At 65.4% G+C, this 24,391-nt stretch carries 24 protein-coding genes; 15 read left to right on the top strand and 9 right to left on the bottom strand.

Annotated elements, in window-relative coordinates; all coding sequences use genetic code 11:
- From JVX98_RS24530 to mnhG, 6 genes are read left to right on the top strand one after another with little or no spacing between them, the layout of a single operon-like run.
- Window positions 1–2,946 carry a monovalent cation/H+ antiporter subunit A gene (locus tag JVX98_RS24530; RefSeq protein WP_205237685.1) on the top strand — a complete coding sequence of 982 codons (2,946 nt, stop codon included), beginning with the start codon at window positions 1–3 and terminating at the stop codon, window positions 2,944–2,946.
- Window positions 2,946–3,293, top strand: coding sequence for a Na+/H+ antiporter subunit C (locus tag JVX98_RS24525; protein ID WP_034787081.1), 348 nt, complete (start codon window positions 2,946–2,948; stop codon window positions 3,291–3,293). Before JVX98_RS24530 ends, JVX98_RS24525 begins: the two co-directional genes overlap by 1 nt.
- Window positions 3,286–4,902: a monovalent cation/H+ antiporter subunit D gene (locus JVX98_RS24520; RefSeq protein ID WP_205237683.1), complete on the top strand. Its 1,617-nt coding sequence runs from the start codon at window positions 3,286–3,288 to the stop codon at window positions 4,900–4,902. The genes JVX98_RS24525 and JVX98_RS24520 overlap by 8 nt, the downstream gene beginning before the upstream one ends.
- A 3-nt stretch (window positions 4,903–4,905) precedes the next feature.
- Window positions 4,906–5,391, top strand: a complete 486-nt coding sequence (locus JVX98_RS24515) for a Na+/H+ antiporter subunit E (protein WP_192450831.1) — start codon at window positions 4,906–4,908, stop codon at window positions 5,389–5,391.
- Entirely contained in the window at window positions 5,388–5,669 is a 282-nt protein-coding gene (locus JVX98_RS24510; RefSeq protein WP_192450832.1) for a K+/H+ antiporter subunit F, read from the top strand. The genes JVX98_RS24515 and JVX98_RS24510 overlap by 4 nt, the downstream gene beginning before the upstream one ends.
- Window positions 5,666–6,037, top strand: a complete 372-nt coding sequence (mnhG, locus tag JVX98_RS24505; RefSeq protein WP_205237681.1) for a monovalent cation/H(+) antiporter subunit G — start codon at window positions 5,666–5,668, stop codon at window positions 6,035–6,037. The genes JVX98_RS24510 and mnhG overlap by 4 nt, the downstream gene beginning before the upstream one ends.
- A 48-nt stretch (window positions 6,038–6,085) precedes the next feature.
- Here the strand turns inward: mnhG and cobM are convergent, their stop codons facing one another.
- The gene (gene cobM / locus JVX98_RS24500) at window positions 6,086–6,847 is read right to left on the bottom strand and encodes a precorrin-4 C(11)-methyltransferase (protein ID WP_205237680.1); all 762 of its coding nucleotides are present in this window, start codon (window positions 6,845–6,847) and stop codon (window positions 6,086–6,088) included.
- A gap of 61 nt (window positions 6,848–6,908) precedes the next feature.
- Complete coding sequence (gene cbiE / locus JVX98_RS24495) at window positions 6,909–8,150, bottom strand: precorrin-6y C5,15-methyltransferase (decarboxylating) subunit CbiE (protein WP_192450835.1); 1,242 nt, start codon at window positions 8,148–8,150, stop codon at window positions 6,909–6,911.
- Between cbiE and JVX98_RS24490 the strand changes: the two genes are divergently transcribed.
- Window positions 8,119–8,904, top strand: a complete 786-nt coding sequence (locus JVX98_RS24490) for a cobalt-precorrin-6A reductase (RefSeq protein WP_205237678.1) — start codon at window positions 8,119–8,121, stop codon at window positions 8,902–8,904. The genes cbiE and JVX98_RS24490 overlap by 32 nt on opposite strands.
- On the opposite strand, the gene JVX98_RS24485 is transcribed toward JVX98_RS24490, so the two are convergent.
- The 6 genes from JVX98_RS24485 to ung form a co-directional block, all read right to left on the bottom strand.
- Window positions 8,883–9,647: a precorrin-3B C(17)-methyltransferase gene (locus tag JVX98_RS24485; protein ID WP_205237676.1), complete on the bottom strand. Its 765-nt coding sequence runs from the start codon at window positions 9,645–9,647 to the stop codon at window positions 8,883–8,885. The genes JVX98_RS24490 and JVX98_RS24485 overlap by 22 nt on opposite strands.
- Complete coding sequence (locus JVX98_RS24480) at window positions 9,644–10,381, bottom strand: precorrin-2 C(20)-methyltransferase (protein WP_205237674.1); 738 nt, start codon at window positions 10,379–10,381, stop codon at window positions 9,644–9,646. Before JVX98_RS24480 ends, JVX98_RS24485 begins: the two co-directional genes overlap by 4 nt.
- A complete protein-coding gene (locus tag JVX98_RS24475) occupies window positions 10,378–11,010 on the bottom strand; it encodes a precorrin-8X methylmutase (protein ID WP_192450839.1) in 633 nt (210 codons plus the stop codon). Before JVX98_RS24475 ends, JVX98_RS24480 begins: the two co-directional genes overlap by 4 nt.
- A 2-nt stretch (window positions 11,011–11,012) precedes the next feature.
- Window positions 11,013–12,380, bottom strand: a complete 1,368-nt coding sequence (gene cobG / locus JVX98_RS24470; RefSeq protein WP_205239517.1) for a precorrin-3B synthase — start codon at window positions 12,378–12,380, stop codon at window positions 11,013–11,015.
- 110 nt (window positions 12,381–12,490) lie between these two features.
- A complete protein-coding gene (gene cobF / locus JVX98_RS24465) occupies window positions 12,491–13,261 on the bottom strand; it encodes a precorrin-6A synthase (deacetylating) (RefSeq protein WP_205237672.1) in 771 nt (256 codons plus the stop codon).
- A 97-nt stretch (window positions 13,262–13,358) separates the two neighbouring features.
- Entirely contained in the window at window positions 13,359–14,063 is a 705-nt protein-coding gene (gene ung, locus JVX98_RS24460) for a uracil-DNA glycosylase (RefSeq protein ID WP_205237670.1), read from the bottom strand.
- 235 nt (window positions 14,064–14,298) lie between these two features.
- On the opposite strand from ung, the gene modA reads away from it, so the two are divergent.
- From modA to modC, 3 genes are all read left to right on the top strand, one after another.
- Window positions 14,299–15,090, top strand: coding sequence for a molybdate ABC transporter substrate-binding protein (modA, locus tag JVX98_RS24455; protein ID WP_205237668.1), 792 nt, complete (start codon window positions 14,299–14,301; stop codon window positions 15,088–15,090).
- 167 nt (window positions 15,091–15,257) lie between these two features.
- A complete protein-coding gene (gene modB / locus JVX98_RS24450) occupies window positions 15,258–15,959 on the top strand; it encodes a molybdate ABC transporter permease subunit (protein WP_205237666.1) in 702 nt (233 codons plus the stop codon).
- Window positions 15,956–17,029, top strand: a complete 1,074-nt coding sequence (gene modC, locus JVX98_RS24445) for a molybdenum ABC transporter ATP-binding protein (protein ID WP_205237664.1) — start codon at window positions 15,956–15,958, stop codon at window positions 17,027–17,029. The genes modB and modC overlap by 4 nt, the downstream gene beginning before the upstream one ends.
- A gap of 36 nt (window positions 17,030–17,065) precedes the next feature.
- On the opposite strand, the gene JVX98_RS24440 is transcribed toward modC, so the two are convergent.
- A complete protein-coding gene (locus tag JVX98_RS24440; protein ID WP_192450895.1) occupies window positions 17,066–17,467 on the bottom strand; it encodes a winged helix-turn-helix domain-containing protein in 402 nt (133 codons plus the stop codon).
- Between the two features lie 186 nt (window positions 17,468–17,653).
- Here JVX98_RS24440 and JVX98_RS24435 point away from each other — a divergent pair, with 186 nt between their 5' ends.
- The 5 genes from JVX98_RS24435 to lpdA all read left to right on the top strand — a co-directional run bounded on the left by JVX98_RS24435 (window position 17,654) and on the right by lpdA (window position 24,354).
- On the top strand, window positions 17,654–18,985 hold the full coding sequence (locus JVX98_RS24435; protein ID WP_205237662.1) for an FAD-binding oxidoreductase: 1,332 nt from the start codon (window positions 17,654–17,656) through the stop codon (window positions 18,983–18,985).
- 419 nt (window positions 18,986–19,404) lie between these two features.
- Entirely contained in the window at window positions 19,405–20,637 is a 1,233-nt protein-coding gene (locus JVX98_RS24430) for a 3-methyl-2-oxobutanoate dehydrogenase (2-methylpropanoyl-transferring) subunit alpha (protein WP_192450846.1), read from the top strand.
- Window position 20,638: 1 nt separating this feature from the next.
- Window positions 20,639–21,652, top strand: coding sequence for an alpha-ketoacid dehydrogenase subunit beta (locus tag JVX98_RS24425; protein ID WP_034787163.1), 1,014 nt, complete (start codon window positions 20,639–20,641; stop codon window positions 21,650–21,652).
- Window position 21,653: 1 nt separating this feature from the next.
- Entirely contained in the window at window positions 21,654–22,952 is a 1,299-nt protein-coding gene (locus JVX98_RS24420; RefSeq protein ID WP_205237660.1) for a dihydrolipoamide acetyltransferase family protein, read from the top strand.
- Between the two features lie 7 nt (window positions 22,953–22,959).
- Window positions 22,960–24,354, top strand: coding sequence for a dihydrolipoyl dehydrogenase (lpdA, locus tag JVX98_RS24415; RefSeq protein ID WP_205237659.1), 1,395 nt, complete (start codon window positions 22,960–22,962; stop codon window positions 24,352–24,354).
- Window positions 24,355–24,391: the final 37 nt, after the last annotated feature.

Genomic DNA, 24,391 nt, shown 5'->3' with positions numbered 1-24,391 from the left:
ATGAACCCGAACGAAGGGAACGGTACGATCGAATACGCGGGAAAATTGCTTTCTGTCTTCATTCTCGCCCCATTTGCGGGAAGCCTCCTTGCAATCTTCTTTCCGCCCGATCAGCGCGGTGCGACAGCCTGGTTTGCAGGAGCGATCGCGCTCCTGTGTTTGCTCGTCGCCGCCGGTCTCTATCCCTTCGTCACCTCCGGCGGCGTCCTGCGCTACGACATCGCCTGGCTTCCGGAACTCGGCCTCAACTTCACGCTCCGGATGGACGGATTCGCCTGGCTCTTCACGGTTCTGGTGACCGCGATCGGCGTGCTTGTGGTGCTTTACGCCCGCTACTACATGGCGGCGGAAGACCCGGTGCCGCGCTTCCTGTCGCTGTTCCTCGCCTTCATGGGCTCGATGCTCGGCGTCGTGCTTTCAGGCAATCTCATCCTGCTCGCCGTCTTCTGGGAACTGACGAGCATCGTCTCCTTCCTATTGATCGGCTACTGGCACCACAATGCGCACGCCCGTGACGGCGCACGCATGGCGCTGACGGTGACCGGCACCGGCGGCCTCTGCATGCTCGTCGGCCTGCTTCTGATGGGCCGCATCGTCGGCAGCTACGATCTCGACGTCGTGCTCGCCTCCGGCGACCTCATCCGCAACTCGCCGCTCTACATGCCGGTCTTGATCCTGGTGCTGCTCGGCGCGCTGACGAAGAGCGCGCAGTTCCCGTTCCATTTCTGGCTGCCGCACGCCATGTCGGCGCCGACGCCGGTCTCGGCCTACCTGCACTCGGCAACAATGGTGAAGGCCGGCGTCTTCCTGCTGGCGCGCCTCTGGCCGGTCATGGCCGGCACCGAAGCCTGGTTCTGGATCGTCGGCCTTGCCGGTCTTTCGACGCTGCTGCTCGGCGCCTATTTCGCCATCTTCCAGCAGGACCTCAAAGGCCTGCTCGCCTATTCCACCATCAGCCATCTCGGCCTGATCACCGTGCTCCTGAGCCTCGGCAGCCCGCTGGCCGCCGTCGCCGCAGTCTTCCACATCGTCAACCACGCGACCTTCAAGGCGTCGCTGTTCATGGCGGCCGGCATCATCGACCACGAGACCGGAACGCGCGACATGCGCAAGCTCGGAGGGCTGATCAGGTACATGCCTGGAACGGCGGTGCTCGCCATGGTCGCGAGCGCGGCCATGGCCGGCGTGCCGCTCTTGAACGGCTTCATCTCCAAGGAAATGTTCTTCGCCGAAGCGATCGAAACGCACCAGGCCAATATTCTCGACACGATGACGCCCTATGTCGCGACGCTCGCCGGCATGTTCGCGGTCACCTATTCGCTGCGCTTCATCCACAGCGTCTTCTTCGGCAAGACGCCGGAGGACCTGCCGAAGGTGCCTCACGAGCCGCCGCGCTGGATGCGCGTGCCGATCGAGTTCCTGGTGCTTGCCTGCCTCGTCGTCGGCATTATCCCGGCGATCACCATCGGCCCATTCCTGCACACGGCGGTCGTCTCCATTCTCGGTGCCAACACGCCCTATTACAGCCTGTCGGTCTGGCACGGCTGGAACCTACCGCTGATCATGAGCTTCGTCGCGCTTGCCGGCGGTGTCGGCCTCTATTTCCTGATGCGCAACTATCTCGCCACCAGCGTCGAAGGGCCGCCGGTCTTCCGCCTGCTGCATGGCCAGCGCATCTTCGAGCGCGTGCTGGTAACGCTCTCCTGGAAATGGGCGCGCTTTCTCGAGCAACGCCTCGGCACGCGGCGGCTGCAGCCGCAGATGCGCTTCCTCGTCTTCATCGCGATCGTCGCCGGCGCGCTGCCACTGCTTCTCAATCATTTCGAGCTTCCGCCGCTTCTCGTGCGCAGCATCGATCCGGCCTTCGCCCTGCTCTGGGCGATCGGCATCGCCTGCGCCATCGGTGCGGCGATCCTGGCAAAATTCCACCGGCTGGCAGCACTCGTGCTGCTCGGCGGCGCCGGGCTCACCACCTGCCTGACGTTCGTCTGGCTTTCCGCGCCGGATCTGGCGGTAACCCAGCTGCTCGTCGAGATCGTCACCACCGTGCTGATCCTGCTCGGCTTGCGGTGGCTGCCGAAGCGCATCGAGGACACCGAGGAAACCGAACTGTTGTCGCTGAAGGTCCGCTTCCGGCGCCTGCGTGACTTCCTGCTGGCGGTCGTCGCCGGCTGCGGTGTGGCGCTGATCGCCTATACGATGATGACCCGGCCCATGCCCGACACGATCGCAAGCTACTTCCTCGAGCGCGCCTACAAGGAAGGCGGCGGCACCAATGTCGTCAACGTCATCCTCGTCGACTTCCGCGGCTTCGACACGCTCGGCGAGATCGCGGTGTTGGCGATCGTCGCGCTCACCGTCTTCGCCCTGTTGCTGCGCTTCCGCCCGCAGGCCGACAGCCTGGAGGCGCCGGAACAGCAGCGCGTCCAGAACGCCTTCGACGACGATCATCCAGACCGCAACAAGGGTGACAGCGTCGCCGAATACCTGTTCGTCCCGTCGGTGATCATGCGCTGGATGTTCCCGGTCATCGGCATGCTGGCAGCCTACCTCTTCCTGCGTGGCCATGACCTGCCGGGCGGCGGCTTTGCCGCCGGCATCGCCATGTCGATCGGCTTCATCCTGCAATACATGTCCGGCGGAACCCGCTGGGTCGAGGAACGGCTGCGCATCCATCCGCTGCGCTGGATGAGCATCGGCCTTCTGGTGGCGGCCGCAACCGGCATCGGTTCCTGGTTCTTCGGCTATCCGTTCCTGACGTCCCATGCGCAATACGTGACGCTGCCGATCATCGGCAAGTTCCCGCTGGCGAGCGCCCTGTTCTTCGATCTCGGCGTGTTCTCGCTGGTGCTCGGCGCAACCGTGCTGATCCTGATCGCGCTTGCCCACCAGTCGATCCGCGCGCCGCGTGCCCATGCACGCGCCATGCGAAAGGAGGCACGCTGATGGAGATCATTCTGTCTGCCGCAATCGGCGTCCTTACAGCTTCCGGCGTTTACCTGCTGCTGCGTCCGCGCACCTATCAGGTGATCATCGGCCTCTCGCTGCTCTCCTACGCCGTCAACCTCTTCATCTTCGGCATGGGGCGCCTTCGGGTGAACGCGCCGCCGGTGCTGGAACCCGGTGGTGTCGGCGATCTCAGCCGTTTCACCGATCCGGTGCCGCAGGCCCTCGTCCTGACGGCCATCGTCATCGGCTTTGCCATGACGGCACTCTTCCTCGTCGTGCTGCTCGCCTCGCGCGGCTTCACCGGCACCGACCATGTCGACGGCAGGGAGCAGCGCCATGACTAACTGGATGCACCACCTGCTGATCCTGCCGATCCTGCTGCCGCTGATGGTCGGCGCCGCAATGATCCCGATCGACGAGCGCAACCGCTCGCTCAAGGGCGTGATGAGCTTCGTCTCGACGCTCGCGCTCTTCATCCTCTCGATCGTGCTGATGCGGATCGCCTCGATGGACGGAGCGCCCGCGGGCAACGGCGTCTATCAGCTCGGCAACTGGCCCGCCCCCTTCGGCATCGTGCTCGTTCTCGACCGTCTGTCGGCGCTGATGCTGTGCCTGACGAGCGGACTGGCGCTGGCCGCCCAGGCCTATTCGATCGCGCGCTGGCACACCGCCGGCCATCACTTCCATTCGCTGTTCCAGTTGCTGATCGCCGGCCTCAACGGCTCGTTCCTGACCGGCGACCTCTTCAACCTCTTCGTCTTCTTCGAGATCATGCTGGCGGCGTCCTACGGGCTGCTGCTGCACGGCTCCGGCCCGCTGCGCGTCAAGGCAGGCCTGCACTATGTCGCGATCAACCTCGCCGCGTCCTCGCTCTTCCTGATCGGCGTCAGCCTGATCTACGGCGTGACCGGCACGCTCAACATGGCCGATCTCTCGATGAAGCTGGCAACGCTCTCGCCGGAGGATCGCCAGATGGTCGAGGTCGGCGCCGGTGTGCTCGGCGTCGCCTTCCTGGTGAAGGCCGGCATGTGGCCCTTGAGCTTCTGGCTGCCGACGGCCTATTCGGCCGCGACGCCGCCGGTCGCCGCCGTCTTTGCGATCCTCACCAAGGTCGGCATCTATGTCATTCTCAGGCTTTCGCTGCTGGTCTTCGGTGCGAGCGCCGGCGCGTCTGCCGGCTTCGGCCAGCCGGTCCTGCTTGCCGGCGGCCTGCTGACGATCGCCTTCGGCGCCATCGGCGTGCTCGCATCGCAGGCCATGGGGCGCCTCGCCGCCTATTCGGTGCTGGTCTCCTCCGGCACGCTGCTCGCCGCCATCGGCCTCGGCCATCCGAGCATGATCGCCGGGGCGCTCTTCTATCTCGTCAGCTCGACACTGACGATCGCCGCCTTCTTCCTGCTGATCGAACTGGTCGAGCGCGGCCGTGACGCCGGCGCCGACGTTCTGGCGGTGACGATGGAAGCCTATGGCGACGCCGACGAGGACGAAGAGGAAGAAGAAGTCGGAGCCGCGATTCCCGGCACGATGGCGATCCTCGGCCTCTGCTTCTGCCTTTGCGCCCTCCTGCTTGCGGGCCTGCCGCCGCTCTCCGGCTTCGTCGCCAAGTTCGCCATCCTGGGTGGTCTCTTCGGCCTTTCGGGAGCGGAAGCCGCGCCGGCGATCTCCGCCGCCGACTGGACCTATGTCACGCTGTTGATCCTTTCCGGTCTCGCCGCGATGATCGCAATGAACCGCGTCGGCATCCGTACCTTCTGGGCGTCGATCGAAAACACCGTGCCGCGCGTCGTCGTCATCGAGATCACCCCCGTCGTCGTGCTGCTCGCGGCTTGCATCTTCTTGAGCGTGCAGGCCGGGCCGGCCATGCGCTACATGCAGGCAACGGCGGATTCGCTGTTCGATCCCGCGGGTTACACGGAACGGGTGCTCACGGCGCCCCGGGCGGGAGGGCAGTAGGCGATGCGCACCTGGCTCCCCTATCCGCTTCTCTCCGTCGGGCTGCTCGTCATCTGGCTCCTGCTCAATCAGTCGGTCGCGCCCGGCACCTTCCTCATGGGGACGATACTGGCAACCGGTCTCGGCTGGGTGACGCTGAAGCTCGGCCTCATGCGATCGCACCCGCGTAGGATCCTGTTGATCGTGCGCTTCGGCTTTGCCGTCGCCCTCGACGTGATCCGCTCGAACATCGCGGTCATCGCTGTCATCCTGCGTGGCCAGCGCCGCCCGCCGAACTCGGGCTTCCTGACCATCGATCTCGATCTGGAAGACGAAAACGCCCTGGCGCTGCTTGCCTGTGTCATGACCGCGACGCCGGGAACAGCCTGGCTCGAATACGATCGCGGCCGCAAATCGCTGCTCTTCCACGTGCTCGACATGGAAAACGAGGACATCTGGCTCGATACGGTCAAGCGCTACGAGACCGCCCTGAAGGAGATATTCGGATGATGGAACTTTCAATCATCTGGTCGATCCTGGTTGCCCAGATCATGCTCGGCCTGGCGATGGCCTTTGCCTTCTATCGCATGGTGCGAGGACCGCGCGCCCAGGACCGCATCCTCGGCCTCGACACGCTCTACATCAACGCCATGCTGATGCTTTTGACCTTCGGCATCCGCACGGCCAACTCGCTCTATTTCGAGTCTGCACTGATCGTGGCTTTGATCGGCTTCGTCTCGTCGATCGCCTTCGGCAAGTTCCTGATGCGCGGGGAGATCATCGAATGAGCCACCTCACCGATCTTCCCGTCTGGGCCGCCGTGCTCGTCTGCGGGCTGACCGTTCTCGGTGCCGCGGTGGCGCTGATCGGCTCCGTCGGCCTACTCCGGTTCACGAGCTTTTACGAGCGCCTGCACGCGCCGACGCTCGCGACCAGCGGCGGCGTGCTGATGCTCTGCACCGCCTCCATCATCTGCTTTGCCGTGCTGCAGAGCCGCTGGGTGTTCCACGAGATCTTGATCATCGTCTTCGTCGTCGTCACCACGCCGGTGACGCTGATGCTGCTCGGCCAGGCGGCGCTCTACCGCGACCGCGTCGAGGAAAAGCGCGGTGTCCCGCTCAAGCAGCGACCGCCCCGCGAAGAACCGGGGGAATAGGTTTCAAGCCGTTCCTGGACCTGGGGCTGCATGCCATGGGAGCGCGGCCTATTCGCCGCGCCCTCTGAAGCGCCGCTGATAGGCGGGATCATAAAGCGAGCTTTCGCGGAAATCGGAGGCTTCGAGCCCCGGACCGACGAAGATCAGCGCCGTGCGCTCGATCGGCTCTTCCGCCACCTTGGCGGCGATATTGCCGAGCGTGCCGCGCACCACCCGTTCGTCCGGCCAGGAGGCCTTGACGACGATGGCGACCGGGCAGTCGGCGCCATAGAGCGGCGTCAGTTCCTCGACGACCTGCCCGAGCGCATGGATCGCAAGGTGGATCGCCAGCGTCGATCCCGTAGCGCCGAAGGCGGCAAGCGTTTCGCTGTTCGGCATCGGTGAAGCGCGGCCGGAAACGCGGGTCAGAACCAGGCTCTGGGCCACCGACGGAATGGTCAGTTCACGCCCAAGCGCTGCGGCGGCCGCCGCAAAAGAAGGAACGCCCGGCGTCATCGTATAGCCGATGCCGCGCTTTTCCAGCCGGCGGATCTGCTCGGCCACCGCGCTCCAGACCGAGAGGTCGCCGGAATGCAGACGCGCCACATCCAGACCATCAGCTTCGGCTCTGAGATACTCGGCCTCGATCTCGTCGAGCGACATCGGCGCGGTGTCGACGATGCGAGCACCGGGCGGGCAATATTGCAGCAGTTCCGGCGAGACGATCGAGCCGGCATAGAGGCAGACCGGGCAGCGCCCGATCAGGTCGCGACCGCGCACCGTGATCAGGTCTGCAGCCCCCGGGCCGGCGCCGATGAAATGTACCGTCATAGGTTGCTCTTTCTTTTTCTTACGCAGTCCTGACGCGACCGCGTCATACTTTTTCTGGGCTTTAGCCCTTCGTCCACGACCACTGGGTGACCGGCATGGCCGGCTTCCAGCCGGTCATTGCACCGATCGGTCCTGCCCGCGCGATATCGATGCGGATCAACGAACCGCCGAGCCGCGCGTGATGTTCAAGCAGAACCGCCTCCATATCCGTCGTTACCGCATTGGCAACCAGCCGTCCGCCTGACTTGAGCGCGTCGATCGCCGCTTCCATCACGCCGTCTTCGCTGCCACCGCCACCGATGAAGATCGCGTCCGGCTGCGGCAAGCCGGCAAGCGCCGCCGGCGCCTCGCCTTCGACGACGGTCAGCCCGGGCACGCCAAACATCGTCGCGTTGCGGCCGATGCGCGCTGCCCGCTCCGGTTCCACCTCGATGGTGATCGCCTGCATGGTCGGGTCGGCCAGCATCCATTCGATGCCGATCGAGCCGGAGCCGCCGCCGATATCCCAGAGCAGTTCGCCCTTGCGCGGCGCAAGAGCCGAGAGCGTCAGCGCCCGCACCTCCCGCTTGGTGATCTGCCCGTCATGTTCGAATAGCGCGTCGTCGCGGCCGGCGGCGAGCGGCAGCACGCGCGCGCCCTCGTCAGCCGTCACTTCGATGGCGCAAACGTTCAAAGGATGCACGAGGCCGAGCATGAAGCGCGAGGCAATCTGCGTCGTCACCCGTTCGCCGGCGCCACCAAGTGCTTCCAGCACCGTCAGCCGCGACTGACCGAAGCCGCTTGAAACCAGCAGTTCGGCCAGGTCCCTCGGACCCGCACCGTCCGACGTCAGCGTCAACACCTTGGCACCGGGATGCAGGTGCGGCCGCACCAGATCGAGCGGGCGTCCATGCACGGAAACAAGCGTCGCGTCCTGCAGCGCCCAGCCGAGGCGCGAGGCGGCAAGGCTGATCGAGGACGGCGCCGGAAGCGTGCGGATTTCGGCCGACGCGATCCGGCGCGCCAGGGTCACGCCGACGCCGAAGAAGAACGGGTCACCCGAGGCGAGCACCACCACCGGGCTGCCGCGGCGCGCGACGATCTCGACGACCGAGCGCTCCAGCGGGCTTTGCCAATTGTGCGCTTCGCCGGTGATGAGGGAGGCCGCAAGTTCCAGATGGCGGTGGCCGCCGTAGACAACCGGCGCCTCGGCGATCAGCCGCTTGGCCTCGTCGCCGAGACCCGCTACACCATCCTCACCGATACCGATGACGGTCAGCCAGGGGGAGACGATGGCGGGTTCGCTGTTCGACACGTCAGCCATGGAAAAACCTCGTATTCTGATATTGGGTGGCACCACCGAGGCACGCGAGCTCGCACGCCGGCTGGCCGAAGATGCCCGCTTTGAGACCGCCATCTCGCTCGCCGGCCGCACGACCGACCCACGGCCGCAGCCGGTGAGGACCCGCATCGGCGGCTTCGGCGGCGCCGAAGGACTGGCGCATTTCCTGCGCGACGAAAAGATCGCGTTGCTGGTCGATGCGACGCACCCCTTTGCCGCGCGCATTTCGCACAATGCCGCCGAGGCGGTGCAAAGAATTGGCGTGCCGCTGCTCGCCCTTCGCCGACCGGAATGGTTGCCCCTGCCCAGCGACCGCTGGACCCTGGTCGATAGCGTTGTCGAGGCGGTCAGTGCGCTTGGCGATCGAAGGCGCCGCGTGTTCCTTGCCATCGGCCGGCAGGAGGCGTTCCATTTCGAAGTCGCGCCTCAGCACAGCTACGTCATCCGCAGCGTCGATCCGGTCACGCCGCCGCTCGATCTTCCGGACCAGGAGGCGATTCTTGCAACCGGTCCCTTCAAGGAAGCCGACGAAGCCGAGCTGCTCAAGAGCCGGCAGATCGACGTGATCGTCGCCAAGAACAGCGGCGGCAGCGCCACCTACGGCAAGATCGCCGCTGCGCGCCGGCTTGGCATCGAGGTGATCATGGTCGAGCGGCGCAAGCCCGCGGACGTGCCGACGGTGGGCAATTGCGACGAGGCGCTCGACCGCATCGCTCACTGGCTCGCCCCTGCATAGAAGCGCGGCGTGTAGACGAGATCCGGCTGGCCGTCGCGCTCGACGGTACGCGTCTCGGGCGAACCGATGATGACGCAGGTCGCCATGTCGGCGCGGTTGGCATCGGCCTCGCCGAGCGGCATCACCGCAATCCGCTCGTCCGGCCGCCCGGCCGCGCGGCCGAAGATCACCGGAACCGTTGCCGGCAAGACGCCGCGCAGAAGCTCGAAGGCTTCGCCCAGTTGCCACGGCCGCGCCTTGCTGATCGGATTGTAGAGCGCGATGACGAAGCCCGCTTCCGCCGCCAGCCGGAGCCGCCTTGTGATGACTTCCCAGGGCTTCAGATTGTCGGAAAGCGAGATCGCGCAGAAATCATGGCCGAGCGGCGCCCCGATACGAGCGGCAACGGCAAGCATCGCGGTGACGCCAGGCGTGATTACCAGTTCGACCGACTTCCATTCCTCTGGGCCCTTGTCGATCGCCTCACAGACGGCGGCGGCCATGGCAAAGACGCCCGGATCGCCGCCGGAGACCATGCAGACCTTCACGCCTGCCGCAGCCCGCGCCAGCGCGACCTGCGCCCGGTCGAGTTCCTCGCGGTTGTCGGAGGCGACGCAGACCTGATCAGGTCTGAGGTTCAGCCGGTCGAGATAGGGAAAGTAGCCGTAGAATTCCTGAGCGGCGGCAACGGCCTCCGCCGTTTCCGGCGTCATCTGCTTGGCGCTGCCCGGTCCGGTGCCGACCACATAGAGCGTGCCGGTCATGGCCGGTCCTTCCAGCCGGGAACGAGCACCAGCGAGAAATAGGGCGCATCGTCATTAGCCTTCTCGGCGAGCGCCGTCATCGCCGCGTTCTTCATCGTGCCGCGCTCGACATAGACGGCCTGAGCGAGGCGGCCGGAGGCGGCAAGCGCGCGGCGGATCTTCGGCAGGTTGCGCCCCACCTTCATGATCACGGCCGCTTCGGTATCCTTCAGCCTGCGGCCAAGCTCGGCTTCGGCCATCGTGCCGGGAAGCACGGAGAGAACATCATCGCCCTGCACCAGCGGCAGGCCGGCAAGCGACCAGCAGCCGGACATGGCGGTAATGCCGGGGATCACCTCGACCGGGAAACGGTTGGCGAGCCGCACATGCAGATGCATGTAGGAACCGTAAAACAGCGGATCGCCTTCGCTGAGCACGGCGACCGTACGACCGGCGGCAAGATGCGCCGCCACGGCTTCGGCCGACGCATTGTAGAAATCGGTAATCTGGCTCTTGTAGGCGCCGTCGTCCTTGTCGATCTCGGTCGTCACAGGATAGTAGAGCGGCAATTCCACGAGATCCGGCTTCAGCAGTCCCTCGACCACGGCGCGACCGTTGCCGCTGCGCCCGGCCTTGGCGAAATAGGCAAGCACATCGGCCTGCCCGAGCGCTTTGACCGCCTTGACCGTCAGAAGCTCCGGGTCGCCGGGGCCGGTTCCAACGCCGATCAGGCGTCCCACACCGCCGCCGCTCACAGGCCCGGCCTCGCGAGCGAGTTGAGCGCGGCCGCTGTCATGGCGCTGCCACCGAGGCGGCCGCGCACGATCGCAAAGGGAACGCCATAAGAATTTTCCGCCAGCGCATCCTTCGATTCCGCAGCACCGACGAAACCGACGGGCATGCCGAGGATTGCCGCCGGCTTCGGCGCGCCATCACGCAGCATTTCGAGCAGGAAGAACAGCGCCGTCGGTGCGTTGCCGATCGCGACCACCGAACCGGCCAGACGCTCGCTCCAGAGCTTCAGGGCTGCGGCGGAGCGCGTGTTGCCGATCTCGGCGGCGATCTCGGGCGTGCGCGGATCGCGCAGCGTGCAGATCACCTCGTTACCGGCCGGAAGACGTGCGCGGGTCACACCATGCGCAACCATCTCGGCATCGCAGAGGATCGGCGCACCGGCCTTCAACGCCGTACGGGCGGAGCTTACGAAATCGGGAGAAAACACGAACTGCCTGGTCGCCTCGACGGAGCCGCAGGCATGCACCATGCGCACCGCCAGATCCGCTTCCTCTTCGGAGAAGCGCGAAAGATCGGCCTCGGCGCGAATGATAGCGAAGGAACGCTCGTAGATGGCGTTGCCATCGCGAATGTAATCATACTCAGGCATGTCTATCCCTGTTCGAACGCTGCCGAGACGCGCGCAGCTCCGAGCCGTGTAAGACAGGACTGCGCCGATTCGCCAGCGTCTTTGTTTTGCCGCACCAGCCAGCCGAGCCGGGCAAGTGCGGATCCCATTCCATTCTCATCGGTGTAGGCGCTTGGCAAGCCATTGGCAGCCCCATTTACGACAAGCCCGTATCCTGATGGCGCACCGACGAACGTCAGTTCGGACGGCTTCGGCCGGGCGCAGCCCTTGGCGCAGCCGGAGAGATGCACGGTCAGTGACCCGTCGAGCAACTCCGGCGCCGCCTCGACGAGGCGCTCAGCCATGCCCTTGGTCTCCATCCGGCCGGACGCACAGCCCTTGCTGCCGGCGCAGGTGGCGATCGCGTTGCGGGGATCCTCTTCGGCAATGCGAAAACCGTGTGCCACCGCCAGGCCCTGCGCCATCGCCGCCGTCTCAGGGCGAAGGCCGAGCACGAAGAAGGCGTGCCCCGGCGCAAGCCGGATCGCGCGCGCACCAAGTTCCTGGACCTGAAGGAGGTAGGATGCCAGCGCGGCAGCCTCCACTTGAGCAAAGGCCAGACCGAGACCAAGAACGGTGTCGGCGCTACCTAGGGCGTGAATGCCGGGTATGGCAGCCGAACGCGGAACGGCCGGGCGTTCGCTCGATGCCTCACAGCGACAGAGCGCGCGGATGTCCGCCGGGTCCAGATCGCGCCCGCGCGCCGCCGCGCCCAGGCTCGCCAGTTTCTCGAGAATGGTGACCAGGGCCGGCACGACTGCGTCGCCGGTAAACGTCCCGACGATCGATGCCTTCGCCGCCGTGCCGCCAAGCGACAGAACCCAGGTCGCGCGCCCGGCAGTCGAAACCGCCTGAAGGCGAATGTCCGCAACCACGGCGCCAAGACCGAAGCGGCCGCCACTATCGATGACGACGGATAATTTGGGTGCAAGCTTCAACGGCACCTGGCGCGCGCGAAGCGCTTCGCGAAGCTCGCTGGCAATCGGCCGGGGGTCGGCGATCTCGTCCGGGTCGATGCCGGCGAGAGGCGGCACTTCGATCGCGAGCCCCTCGGTGATGGCGATCTCCGCATCGCCGATCGCCTGCGCCAGCATCGGCACGGACGCCGCGCTCAGGCCGCGAAGCTGCAGGTTTCCGCGCGCGGTGATCTCGATGATGCCGTTGCCGAGGCGCTCGGCAGCAGCGGCAAGTGCAATGATCTTCGGCAGCGTCAGACTGTCGTCCGTCGGCCTCAACCTGACGAGCAGGCCGTCGCCGGTCTGCATCGGCTCTGCCAAGGAAGGGCAGGCACCGCGGCGCATCGACGCGACAGTACCGGCATCTCCGGTCGATGGAAGGGCGCAGCTGGTCATCAAATCCGTCATCACGTGAGGCTCTCCTCCCTGAAGAAACCTCTTAAGACGCTATAACACAGCCGCAAACCTTGAGTGAGATCAAACACGACGCGGATCAGTACTTGCCGTCACTCGTCGAAGTCGGCGCCCTTGCGCAGGAGATAGATGTCCATGATCCATCCCATCTTCGCGCGCGCCGCCGCCCGCGTTTCAAGGATTCGGTCCTTCACCGCAGCCACGCGGCCGGAAATCACGATCTCATCCGGCGTGCCGAGATAGGCGCCCCAGAAGATCTCAGCGTCCGGATCGTCGATCCGCTGGAACGCCTGTTCGCCGTCGAGCATGACGACGGAGGTCTGGCTCTTTTGCGGAAAACTCTCGTGCAGCCGGCGCCCGGTGGTGATCTCCACCGGCTTGCCGACCAGGTTCAGCGGAATGCGGTGGCTGGCGCAGAGCGCCTGCAGGCTGGTGATCCCGGGAATGACGTCATAATCGAAGGCGACCTGACCGCGTGCCTTGACCCGCTCGACGATGCGAATGGTGCTGTCATAGAGCATCGGGTCACCCCAGACGAGAAACGCGCCAATTCCCTCGTTGCCCAACTCCTTCGAAAGAAGCCCTTCATAGATCGCGGCGATCTGCGCGTGCCAGTCGTCGACGCTGCCGTCATAGCTGACGCCCTCGGTGCGCCGCACCGGCACCGCGAACTCGACGGTGCGGCCGTCCTTGCGCGTGACGTAGCGGGCGCAGATGTCGCGACGCACGTCGGCAAGCTCGGTTTTCTTGGCGCCCTTGGTCGGAATGAAAAGCACGTCGGCGCGGTTGAGCGCATTGATGGCCTGCACGGTCATGTGTTCGGGATTGCCCGAACCGATGCCTATGATCAGAATTTTGCGCATGCCCGCCTCCGCCATTTCGTTCGGGCGTCTTAGGCGGATCTCCGCCGCCAAGGCAAGACCTCAGGGCGACGACGAAGCCGTCAATCACGCCAAGCCGTCAGTTGATGTCCGCAGCCGGATTCTCGGGCAGCCGCCAGTCGATCGGATCGTAGCCCTTGCTTTCAAGGAAGGCGTTGGCCTGGGAAAAATGCCGGCAGCCGAGAAAGCCGGAATGCGCCGAAAGCGGCGACGGATGCGGCGCCCTCAAGACCAGATGGCGTGAGCGGTCGACGAAGGCCGCCTTCTTCTGCGCATAGGAGCCCCAGAGCATGAAGACGACGGGATGCTCGGCCTCGTTGACCGCGCGGATGATCGCATCCGTGAACTTTTCCCAGCCGCGTCCCTGGTGTGACGCCGCATTGCCGCGCTCCACCGTCAGCACGCTGTTCAAAAGCAGCACGCCCTGTTTCGCCCAGCTTTCGAGGAAACCATGCCGCGCCGGCGGAATGCCGAGATCGGTGTTCAGCTCCTTGTAGATGTTGACGAGCGACGGCGGCGTCCGAACGCCGGGGCGCACACTGAAGCAGAGCCCATGCGCCTGGCCATCGCCGTGATAGGGATCCTGGCCGAGGATGACGACCCGCACCTTGTCGAGCGGCGTCAGATCGAGCGCGCGAAAATACTCAGGTCCCCGAGGAAAAATCTGCCGGCCCTCGTTCTTCTGGACCACCAGGAACTGCTTGAGGTCAGCCATGTAGCCGCTGGCAAATTCCGGTGCCAAGGCTTCCCTCCAGCTTTCTTCAAGCTTTACTGCCGTTTCCATCGCGCGTCCGCTCCATGTCAGAGGATCGAGGCCGCAATTTAGGCCGCTCGGACATCACCGCAAGCCCAATCGCGCCTGCCGCGGGAATGCTGCACGGGTTTTGCCTGCCGGCCGCAGGCACAGGGGTATTGCGCTAGCCCTTTTGAGGAGCATTGTATTTCAACAGATACAACGGTAATCAGGAGGCGATATCGTTGTATCCTTAGAGATATCACGCATCGTTGGAGGGAAATCGATGATCAAGAGAAGAGACTGGCTGAAGGGCCTGGCGCTGACGCTCGGCCTCGCCTGGGTCGGCGCAATCGTTCTGCCGGCGTCCGCGCAGGCCGAAGAGAAGGTGACGGTCTTTGCGGCTGCGAGCCTGAAGAACGCGCTCGATGCGATCAATGCCGAGTGGCAGAAGGAAAGCGGCAAGGAAACGACCGTTTCCTACGCGGCAAGCTCCGCGCTTGCCAAGCAGGTGGAACAGGGCGCGCCCGCCGACGTCTTCATCTCTGCCGACCTCGCCTGGATGGACTATCTCACTGAAAAGAAGCTGATCAAGGACGACACCCGCGCAAACCTGCTCGGCAACCGCATCGTGCTCGTGTCCGGCAAAAAGGATGCTGGCCCGGTCGAGATCAAGCAGGGCTTCGATCTCGCTGGCATCCTCGGTGACGGCCGCCTGGCCATGGGTGCGGTCGATTCCGTTCCGGCCGGCAAGTACGGCAAGGCAGCACTCGAAAAGCTCGACGCCTGGGAGGCCGTAGAGCCGAAGGTCGCCGGCGCCGAAAGCGTGCGTGCCGCCCTCCTGCTCGTCTCGCGCGGTGAGGCACCCTACGGCATCGTCTACCAGACCGACGCCGCAGCAGATCCGGGCGTCAAGGTCGTCGGCACCTTCCCGGAAGACAGCCATCCGCCGATCATCTACCCGATCGCCATCACGGCCGAGAGCAAGAGCCCCGATGCCGCCGCCTATGTCGACTTCGTCAAGTCGGCCAAGGCTGCAGAACTCTTCGAAAAGCAGGGCTTCACGGTCCTGAAGTAACCGACCTGAAATCGCGTCGGATCTCGGCTGTCCAGAGGCAGGCGAAGCATCTATCGTGACACGTCGCCCGCGCCCAAACGCGGGCGACGTTATCGTGTTTGAGAGGCAGCGGCGGCCTGAAGCGTACAGCTAAGTCTGACCGGCCTGGCATCGGGGAGCGACATCTGTTGGACTGGCTTGCAGTGAGCGAAGCGGAGTGGACGGCGATCCTCTTGAGCCTGCGCGTCGCAACCGTCGCGATGATCGGTAGCCTGCCTTTCGCCCTCGCTGTCGCCATGCTGCTTGCCCGCGGACGCTTCTGGGGCAAGACGCTGCTGAACGGCCTTGTCCATCTGCCGCTGATCCTGCCGCCCGTCGTCACCGGCTTCCTGCTGCTTCTGCTCTTCGGTCGCCGTGGCCCGCTCGGCGCCTTCTTCGCCGATTATTTCGGCCTGGTCTTTTCCTTCCGCTGGACCGGCGCGGCGCTCGCCTGCGCCGTCATGGCCTTTCCGCTGATGGTGCGCAGCATCCGCCTGTCGATCGAGGCGGTCGACCGCAAGCTCGAGGACGCGGCCACGACGCTCGGGGCGAGCCCGCTCTGGGTCTTCGCCACCGTCACCCTGCCGCTGATCATCCCCGGCATCATCGCCGGCATGATCATCGCCTTTGCCAAGGCGATGGGCGAATTCGGCGCAACGATCACCTTCGTCTCCAACATTCCCGGCGAAACGCAGACGCTCTCGGCTGCGATCTATACCTTCACCCAGGTGCCGGGCGGCGACGCCGGCGCCATGCGGCTGACGATCATTTCCGTCATCATTTCCATGGCCGCGCTGATCTTCTCCGAACTGCTGGCGACCTTTGCCGCGCGCCGGGTGGCGGCCCAATGAGCCTCACCGTCGAAGCCCGCCACCAGCTCGGTAATTTCGCGCTCGATGCCGCCTTTACTTCGGATGGCGGCGTGACCGCATTGTTCGGCCGGTCCGGCTCTGGCAAGACCTCGCTGATCAACATCATCGCCGGGCTCTTGAAGCCGGAAAGCGGCCGCGTGCTGCTTAACGGCGACGTCATCGCCGACAGCGAGAAGAGGATCTTCACGCCGGTGCACCGCCGCCGCTTCGGCTATGTCTTCCAGGAGGCGCGGCTCTTCCCGCACTTGAGCGTGCGCCGCAACCTCGCCTATGGCCGCTGGTTTGCGGGCAACGGCGGCTCGGGCGGAGACTTAACCCGCACCGTCGAGATGCTCGGCATCGGCCATCTGCTCGATCGCAGCCCGTCGGCTCTATCCGGCGGCGAAAGGCAGCGCGTGGCGATCGGCCGGGCCCTGCTTGCGGCACCGCGGCTGCTGCTGATGGACGAACCGCTCGCCGCCCTCGACGAGGCGCGCAAGGCCGAGATCCTGCCCTATCTCGAGCGGCTGCGCGACGACGCCGGTATCCCGATCGTCTATGTCAGCCACTCCATCAGCGAAGTCTCCCGGCTGGCACGGCGCGTCGTGGTGCTCGAAAACGGCCGGGTGACCGCGTCCGGTGCAGCGGCCGAAGTGTTGAGCACACCCGCCGCCACGCTTGCCACCGGCCGGCGCGAGGCCGGCGTCCTCTTGGAGGGCGAGGTCGAGGGAACCGATCCGGCTCACGAACTGACGACGGTGCGCGTCGGACGGGAACGGCTGCGCATCGCCGGTGTCAGCGCCACGCCCGGAGGCAGGCTCCGCCTGCACATCGCCGCCCGCGACGTCATGCTGGCGACGTCGAGACCAGTGGAGATCAGCGCGCTCAATGTACTCGAAGGGCGCATACTGACGCTGACATCGGAGGACGATGGCAGCGTGGATGTCCGGGTGACTTGCGGTGATGCGACCATTGCCGCCCGCATCACCCGCTTTTCGCGGGACGTGCTGCAGCTTGTTCCCGGCAAGACCGTCTATGCCGTCATCAAGTCGGTGGCGATCGATCACTAGAGCGTGGTGCGTTCATGGGAACGCACCAAGGACGTCCTAGGCTTTTTGGGAAACAACAGGTGCCGTATCGGACGGTGGTGTATCGCTGCTCCGAACACTTTCGAGCCAGGCGAGATCATCGGCAATCACCGCCTGCGCCTTCTCTTCCATTTCGCGGTAGCGACGGATGAGCTCTTCGCCGAACGCCGTCAGCGCCGCCCCGCCACCCTGCTTGCCGCCTCGCTGCGATTCAACCGAAGGCTCGCGGAACATCCGGTTCAAGGCATCGACCAGCAGCCAGGCGCGGCGGTACGACATGTCCATCGCCCGCCCGGCAGCGGAGATGGAGCCGGTCTCGCGGATCAGTTCGAGCAACAGGATCTTGCCGCGGCCGAGCCGATCGGCGGGCGGAAAATCGATGCGCAGGACGGGGCGAAGATCGGGGCGGCGTTCACTCATGCGGGCAAGCATAGAAGCTCCAGGCGGAAACCGGAAGTCCGCCCGGTGGCAAGGCGAACCGGCTTTCCCAAACAAAGTGAGCCGGCAAACCACGCGCTTTCGATCCTTAGCCAGATTGCAGGTCTTGATCTCGCGGCGGCGGCATGCACCGATGACTGCGATACTTCCCTGCCCGAAAGTGCCCCCATGCCTGGCCCCACACTCGATCTCATCGCCACAGACACCACCTTGCCCGCCAAGGCCGACGTCGTCATCGTCGGCGGCGGCATCATCGGCGTCTGCACCGCGCTCTTCCTCGCCGAGCGCGGCATCGATGTCGTGCTCTGTGAGAAGGGTATGCCCGGAGCCGAGCAATCGAGCCGCAACTGGGGCTGGGTGCGGGTCATGGGCCGCGACGAGCGCGAAATCCCGCTGGCGATCGAGGCGCTGAAGATCTGGGACACGCTCGACGCCCGCGTCTGCGGCGAGACCGGCTTTCGCCGCAGCGGCATTCTTTACATCTCCGAGAACGAGCGCGACGTCGCCAACCGAGACGCCTGGCTTGCCATGGCAAGGCCCTACGGTGTCGATAGCGTACAACTCGGCTCCGACACGACAGAAGCGATGATGCCGGGTACAGCGATCCGCTACCCAGGCGGGCTCTTCACGCCGAGCGACGGCCGGGCCGAACCGCAAAAGGCCGTGCCTGCCATCGTCGCTGGCGCCCGCCGCGCCGGTGCCAAAGTTCTTACAGGCTGCGCCGTGCGCGGCGTCGAGAAGGCTGCCGGGCGGATTTCCGCCGTCGTGACCGAGAGGGGCCGCATCGAGACGTCGACCATCATCGTCGCCGGTGGCGCCTGGTCGAGGCTGTTCCTCAAAGGCCTCGGCATAAGATTGCCGCAGCTGAAAGTTCGCAACACGGTGTTGAGAACCGGCCCGGTCTCGGGCGGTCCGGAGGGGGCTGGTGCAACCGCGACCTATGCCTATCGCAAGCGCCTCGACGGCGGCTACACGATTGCCGATGGCGCCGCCAATCTGCACGCGATCGTGCCCGACAGCTTTGCCTTCTTCCGCGATTTCCAGCCGGCACGAAAAGCGGAGGGCGATGCCGTGCAGGTGGGCCTGAGCGCCCAGAGCTGGAACGAGCTATTCGAGATCGGCACCGTGCCCCTCGACCGGCCCGGCGCCTTCGAGCGTCACCGCGTGCTCGATCCCAATCCGGATTCGCGCCGCGCCCTGCATGCGCTCGATGCGGCCGCCAAGGCCTTGCCCTTGCTGCGCGAAACCAAGGTGCAGCAGATCTGGGCCGGCCTGATCGACGTGACGCCCGATGCCGTGCCCGTCATCTCGCCCGCCGAGACCGTTCCGGGCCTCATGATCGCAACGGGCTTTTCCGGCCACGGTTTCGGCATTGGCCCCGGCGCCGGCCACCTCGTCGCAGACCTCGTGACCGGCGCAGAACCGATCGTCGATCCGACGCCGTTCCGGCTCTCGCGCTTCCTCGATGGAACGCCGATCACCATCGCCCCGCCGGTCTGACCGCCGTCGCCGGCGGATAGCCGCGAAAGAAAATTACCGGCAATGGCCGACGGGAAGATGTCCGACACAACGCGTGGGCGCACTCCCGGCAGGATTCTATCTTTCTTCGCCTGCCCCTGCCCCGCGACACGGAAAGACCTTCATAAGCCCCGGAACTCGTGGCAGTCTGTGAGCATTCCCGTTGGGAGAGCGGGGGCTTTTAGGAGGAGTCTGTGCAGACCTTAGGCGGAGGAGCCTTGCCGGTCACATTGCACGTCCTCGTACACCTCAGGCCCATCGTTGTCCCGACCCAGAGCATTTCCAGCAAGGGCCCTAGCGCCCCTGCGTCCGGAAATGCGTGAGAACAGAAAAGAGGAGCGGTTCGACTGGAACCGCTCTTGACTGGTGCACTGCGCACTCCGGAGGAGGCCGGAAACCGCATGAGCGATCTCAATCGACTTAGCCTGCATGTCCCCGAACCCGCCGTTCGGCCCGGTGGCCAGCCGGATTTCTCCAACGTCAAGATCCCGAAGGCCGGCTCCGTGCCGCGCCCGGAGGTGGACATCGCGCCGGAAGAAATGCGCGACCTCGCCTATTCGATCATCCGCGTCTTGAACCGCGATGGCGAAGCGGTCGGTCCCTGGGCCGGGCTTCTCTCCGACGAGGAGCTGCTCGCAGGCCTCAGGCACATGATGCTGCTACGCGCCTTCGACGCGCGCATGGTCATGGCGCAGCGCCAGGGCAAGACCTCCTTCTACATGCAGCATCTGGGCGAAGAGGCCGTCAGCTGCGCCTTCCGCAAAGCGCTGGTGAAGGGCGACATGAACTTCCCGACCTATCGACAGGCCGGTCTTCTGATCGCCGACGGCTACCCGATGGTCGAGATGATGAACCAGATCTTCTCGAACGAGAGCGACCCGTTGCGCGGCCGACAGCTGCCGATCATGTATTCCTCCAAGGAGCATGGCTTCTTCACCATCTCCGGCAACCTCGCCACGCAATATGTCCAAGCGGTCGGCTGGGCGATGGCGTCGGCCATCAAGCGCGACACCAAGATCGCTGCCGCCTGGATCGGCGACGGCTCCACGGCGGAATCGGACTTCCATTCGGCGCTCGTCTTTGCCTCCACCTACAAGGCGCCGGTCATTCTCAACATCGTCAACAATCAGTGGGCGATCTCCACCTTCCAAGGCATTGCCCGCGGCGGCTCCGGCACCTTTGCCGCCCGCGGTCTCGGCTTCGGCATCCCGGCGCTTCGCGTCGACGGCAACGACTATCTCGCCGTCTACGCCGTCGCCAAGTGGGCGGCCGAGCGCGCCCGTCGCAACCTCGGCCCGACGCTGATCGAATACGTGACCTACCGCGTCGGCGCCCATTCGACCTCCGACGATCCGAGCGCCTATCGGCCGAAGACGGAATCCGAGGCCTGGCCGCTCGGCGATCCGGTTTTGAGATTGAAGAAGCACCTGATCCTGCGCGGCGCTTGGTCGGAAGAACGCCACACCCAGGCGGAAGCCGAGATCCTCGACGAAGTGATCCAAGCGCAGAAACAGGCCGAGGGCCACGGCACGCTGCACGCCGGCGGCAAGCCCTCGGTGCGCGATATCTTCGAGGGCGTCTATGCCGAAATGCCGCCGCACATTCGCCGCCAGCGGCAGAAGGCAGGATACTGATATGGCCAGAATGACAATGATCGAAGCCGTGCGCAGCGCCATGGACGTGTCCATGGAGCGCGATGACAATGTCGTCGTCTTCGGCGAGGACGTCGGCTATTTCGGCGGCGTCTTCCGCTGCACGCAAGGCCTCCAGGCGAAATACGGCAAGACACGCTGTTTCGACGCGCCGATCAGCGAAAGCGGCATCGTCGGCACGGCAATCGGCATGGCCGCCTACGGCCTGAAGCCCTGCGTCGAGATCCAGTTCGCCGACTACATGTACCCGGCTTACGACCAGATCACCCAGGAAGCGGCCCGCATCCGCTACCGCTCCAACGGCGACTTCACCTGCCCGATCGTGCTGCGCATGCCGACGGGCGGCGGCATCTTCGGCGGCCAGACGCACAGCCAGAGCCCGGAAGCGCTGTTCACCCATGTTTGCGGCCTGAAAGTCGTCGTTCCCTCCAATCCCTATGACGCCAAGGGCCTGCTGATCGCTTCGATCGAAGATCCGGATCCAGTGATGTTCCTCGAGCCGAAGCGGCTCTATAACGGTCCCTTCGACGGCCACCATGACCGGCCGGTCATTCCGTGGTCGAAGCACGATCTCGGCGAGGTGCCGGAAGGCCACTACACCGTCCCGATCGGCAAGGCGGAAGTCCGCCGAGAGGGTTCGGCCGTCACCGTCGTTGCCTATGGCACCATGGTGCATGTGGCGCTGGCCGCTGCCGAGGAAACCGGCATCGACGCCGAGGTGATCGATTTGCGCAGCCTGCTGCCGCTCGACCTCGATACGATCGTCAAGTCGGTGGAAAAGACCGGGCGCTGCGTCGTCGTGCACGAGGCAACGCTGACCTCCGGCTTCGGCGGCGAAGTGGCGGCCCTCGTCCAGGAGCATTGCTTCTACCATCTCGAAGCGCCCGTCGTGCGCGTCGCCGGCTGGGACACACCCTACCCGCACGCCCAGGAATGGGACTATTTCCCCGGCCCCGCGCGCGTCGGACGCGCGCTCGTCGAAGTGATGGAGGCCTGAGATGGGCGAATTCGTAATCAAGATGCCGGATGTCGGCGAAGGCGTGGCCGAGGCGGAACTCGTCGAATGGCATGTGAAGCCGGGTGACCCCGTGCGCGAGGACATGGTGCTCGCCGCGGTGATGACCGACAAGGCAACCGTCGAAATCCCCTCGCCCGTTACCGGCACGGTGCTCTGGCTCGGCGCCGAGGTGGGCGACACCGTCGCGGTGAAGGCGCCGCTTGTCCGCATCGAGATCGCAGGCGAGGGCGGAACGGCTGCTCCCGCGGAAGAAAAGCCGGCCGCCAAGGCGGAAGAAGAGCCCGCGGCAAAGGTCGAGGCGCCCACCCCGCTCGCCAAGCCGGCCCAGCCCGCCAAGGTGGAGGTCAAGGCACCGGTTGCAAATGGCGTCCAAGCCAACGGCGCACATGCCCCCGGTGAACGGCAGGAGAAAGCGCTGGCGTCACCCGCCGTGCGCCTGCGCGCCAAGGAAAGTGGCGTCGACCTGCGCCAGGTGACGGGCACCGGTCCTGCCGGCCGCATCACCCACGACGACCTCGACCAGTTCATCGCCCGCGGCGCCCAGCCGGCGCTGGCGCCGGCCGGCCTGCAGCGCAAGACCGCCGTCGATGAAATCAAGGTGACCGGCCTTCGCCGCCGCATCGCCGAGAAAATGTCGCTTTCGACCTCGCGCATTCCCCACATCACCTATGTGGAAGAGGTCGACATGACTGCGCTCGAGGATCTGCGAACGACGATGAACCGCGATCGCAAGCCGGAGCAGCCGAAGCTGACGATCCTGCCCTATCTGATGCGCGCGCTGGTGCGCACTATCTCCGAGCAGCCGGCCGTCAACGCCACGTTCGACGACGGCCCCGGCATCATCAGCCGCCATCACGCCGTAAACATCGGCATCGCCACCCAGACGCCGGCCGGCCTCACCGTTCCGGTCGTGCGCCATGCCGAAGCGCGCGGCATCTGGGATTGCGCCAACGAACTCAATCGCCTGGCGGAAGCGGCCCGCACCGGCACCGCCACCCGCGACGAGCTGACGGGATCGACGATCACGATCTCTTCGCTCGGCGCACTCGGCGGCATCGTCACCACGCCGGTCATCAACCACCCGGAGGTCGCGATCATCGGCGTCAACAAGCTCGCCGTCCGCCCGGTCTGGGACGGCACGCAATTCGTGCCACGCAAGATCATGAACCTGTCCTCGAGCTTCGATCACCGCGTCATTGACGGCTGGGATGCGGCCGTGTTCATGCAGCGGCTGAAGACCCTGCTCGAAACGCCGGCGCTTATTTTCGTGGAGGCTTGAGGCGATCATGAAGGAAATTTCCTGCAAGCTGCTCGTCATCGGCGCCGGCCCCGGCGGCTATATCTGCGCCATCCGCGCCGGCCAGCTCGGCATCGACACCGTCATCGTCGAGAAGGCCAAGGCCGGCGGCACCTGCCTGAATGTCGGCTGCATCCCCTCCAAGGCCCTGATCCATGCGGCTGAAGAGTTTCACAAACTGCGCGCGGCCGCTTCCGGCCGCAACCCGCTCGGCCTGTCGCTGGCCAACCCCTCGATCGATCTCGCCCATACCATCGCCTGGAAGGACGGTATCGTCGGCCGGCTGAACGGCGGCGTCATCGGGCTTTTGAAGAAAGCCGGCGTCAAGGCGGTCGTCGGCGCGGCCCGCTTCATCGATGGCAAGACAGTCGATGTCGAGACAGAAACCGGGCTGCAGCGCATCCGCGCCGAAGCGATCGTGATAGCCACCGGCTCCGCACCGATCGAGCTGCCGGACCTGCCCTTCGGCGGGCCGATCATCTCCTCGACCGAGGCCCTGTCGTTGAAGAGCGTGCCGAAGAGCCTCGCTGTCATCGGCGGCGGCTATATCGGCCTCGAACTCGGCACCGCCTTTGCCAAGCTCGGCAGCCACGTCACCGTGCTCGAAGCGCAGCCCCGCATCCTGCCGCTGTATGACGCCGATCTGACGAAGCCGATCGGCAAGCGCCTTGGCGAACTCGGGATCGAGGTCTTCACCCAGACGGTCGCCAAGAGCTACTCCACGGAGACCGGCAGCCTGCAAGCCGAACACAACGGCCGCGCCATCAATGTCGCTGCCGAAAAGGTGCTCGTCACCGTCGGTCGCCAGCCGGTGACCGAAGGCTTCGGCCTCGAAGAAATCGACCTCGACCGCACCGGCCGCTTCATCCGCGTCGACGACCAGTGCCGCACCTCCATGCGCGGCATCTATGCGATCGGCGATGTCACCGGCGAGCCGATGCTGGCGCACCGCGCCATGGCGCAGGGCGAGATGGTCGCGGAGATCGTCGCCGGCCACAAGCGCAGCTGGGACAAGCGCTGCATCCCCGCCGTCTGCTTCACCGATCCCGAGATCGTTACCGCTGGCCTTTCGCCCGACGAAGCACGCGCGAGCGGCATCGAGATCAAGATTGGCCAGTTCCCCTTCCAGGCGAACGGCCGCGCCATGACGACGCTTGCCGAGGACGGTTTCGTGCGCATCGTCGCGCGCGCCGACAACCATCTGGTGCTCGGCATCCAGGCGGTCGGCCACGGCGTCTCGGAACTCTCGGCAAGCTTCAGCCTGGCGATCGAAATGGGCGCGCGCCTCGAAGATATCGCTGGCACGATCCATGCGCATCCGACGCAGTCCGAAGCCTTCCAGGAATCGGCGCTGAAGGCGCTGGGACACGCACTGCATATCTGACGCTTCGCGTTGTAAAATGGCCCCTCATCCAGCCTGC

The organism is Ensifer sp. PDNC004, from assembly GCF_016919405.1.
In the GTDB taxonomy this organism is placed as follows: Bacteria; Pseudomonadota; Alphaproteobacteria; order Rhizobiales; family Rhizobiaceae; genus Ensifer.
This window is presented reverse-complemented; position numbering and strand designations above follow the sequence as displayed.

Excerpts from the sequence above, each read along its gene's own strand:
- JVX98_RS24530 (WP_205237685.1), top strand. The coding sequence starts at position 1 with ATGAACCCGAACGAAGGGAACGGTACGATCGAATACGCGGGAAAATTG.
- JVX98_RS24525 (WP_034787081.1), top strand. The coding sequence starts at position 2,946 with ATGGAGATCATTCTGTCTGCCGCAATCGGCGTCCTTACAGCTTCCGGC.
- JVX98_RS24520 (WP_205237683.1), top strand. The coding sequence starts at position 3,286 with ATGACTAACTGGATGCACCACCTGCTGATCCTGCCGATCCTGCTGCCG.
- JVX98_RS24515 (WP_192450831.1), top strand. The coding sequence starts at position 4,906 with ATGCGCACCTGGCTCCCCTATCCGCTTCTCTCCGTCGGGCTGCTCGTC.
- JVX98_RS24510 (WP_192450832.1), top strand. The coding sequence starts at position 5,388 with ATGATGGAACTTTCAATCATCTGGTCGATCCTGGTTGCCCAGATCATG.
- mnhG (WP_205237681.1), top strand. The coding sequence starts at position 5,666 with ATGAGCCACCTCACCGATCTTCCCGTCTGGGCCGCCGTGCTCGTCTGC.
- cobM (WP_205237680.1), bottom strand. The coding sequence starts at position 6,847 with ATGACGGTACATTTCATCGGCGCCGGCCCGGGGGCTGCAGACCTGATC.
- JVX98_RS24490 (WP_205237678.1), top strand. The coding sequence starts at position 8,119 with ATGGCGGGTTCGCTGTTCGACACGTCAGCCATGGAAAAACCTCGTATT.
- cbiE (WP_192450835.1), bottom strand. The coding sequence starts at position 8,150 with ATGGCTGACGTGTCGAACAGCGAACCCGCCATCGTCTCCCCCTGGCTG.
- JVX98_RS24485 (WP_205237676.1), bottom strand. The coding sequence starts at position 9,647 with ATGACCGGCACGCTCTATGTGGTCGGCACCGGACCGGGCAGCGCCAAG.
- JVX98_RS24475 (WP_192450839.1), bottom strand. The coding sequence starts at position 11,010 with ATGCCTGAGTATGATTACATTCGCGATGGCAACGCCATCTACGAGCGT.
- cobG (WP_205239517.1), bottom strand. The coding sequence starts at position 12,380 with ATGACCAGCTGCGCCCTTCCATCGACCGGAGATGCCGGTACTGTCGCG.
- cobF (WP_205237672.1), bottom strand. The coding sequence starts at position 13,261 with ATGCGCAAAATTCTGATCATAGGCATCGGTTCGGGCAATCCCGAACAC.
- ung (WP_205237670.1), bottom strand. The coding sequence starts at position 14,063 with ATGGAAACGGCAGTAAAGCTTGAAGAAAGCTGGAGGGAAGCCTTGGCA.
- modA (WP_205237668.1), top strand. The coding sequence starts at position 14,299 with ATGATCAAGAGAAGAGACTGGCTGAAGGGCCTGGCGCTGACGCTCGGC.
- modC (WP_205237664.1), top strand. The coding sequence starts at position 15,956 with ATGAGCCTCACCGTCGAAGCCCGCCACCAGCTCGGTAATTTCGCGCTC.
- JVX98_RS24440 (WP_192450895.1), bottom strand. The coding sequence starts at position 17,467 with ATGAGTGAACGCCGCCCCGATCTTCGCCCCGTCCTGCGCATCGATTTT.
- JVX98_RS24435 (WP_205237662.1), top strand. The coding sequence starts at position 17,654 with ATGCCTGGCCCCACACTCGATCTCATCGCCACAGACACCACCTTGCCC.
- JVX98_RS24430 (WP_192450846.1), top strand. The coding sequence starts at position 19,405 with ATGAGCGATCTCAATCGACTTAGCCTGCATGTCCCCGAACCCGCCGTT.
- JVX98_RS24425 (WP_034787163.1), top strand. The coding sequence starts at position 20,639 with ATGGCCAGAATGACAATGATCGAAGCCGTGCGCAGCGCCATGGACGTG.
- JVX98_RS24420 (WP_205237660.1), top strand. The coding sequence starts at position 21,654 with ATGGGCGAATTCGTAATCAAGATGCCGGATGTCGGCGAAGGCGTGGCC.
- lpdA (WP_205237659.1), top strand. The coding sequence starts at position 22,960 with ATGAAGGAAATTTCCTGCAAGCTGCTCGTCATCGGCGCCGGCCCCGGC.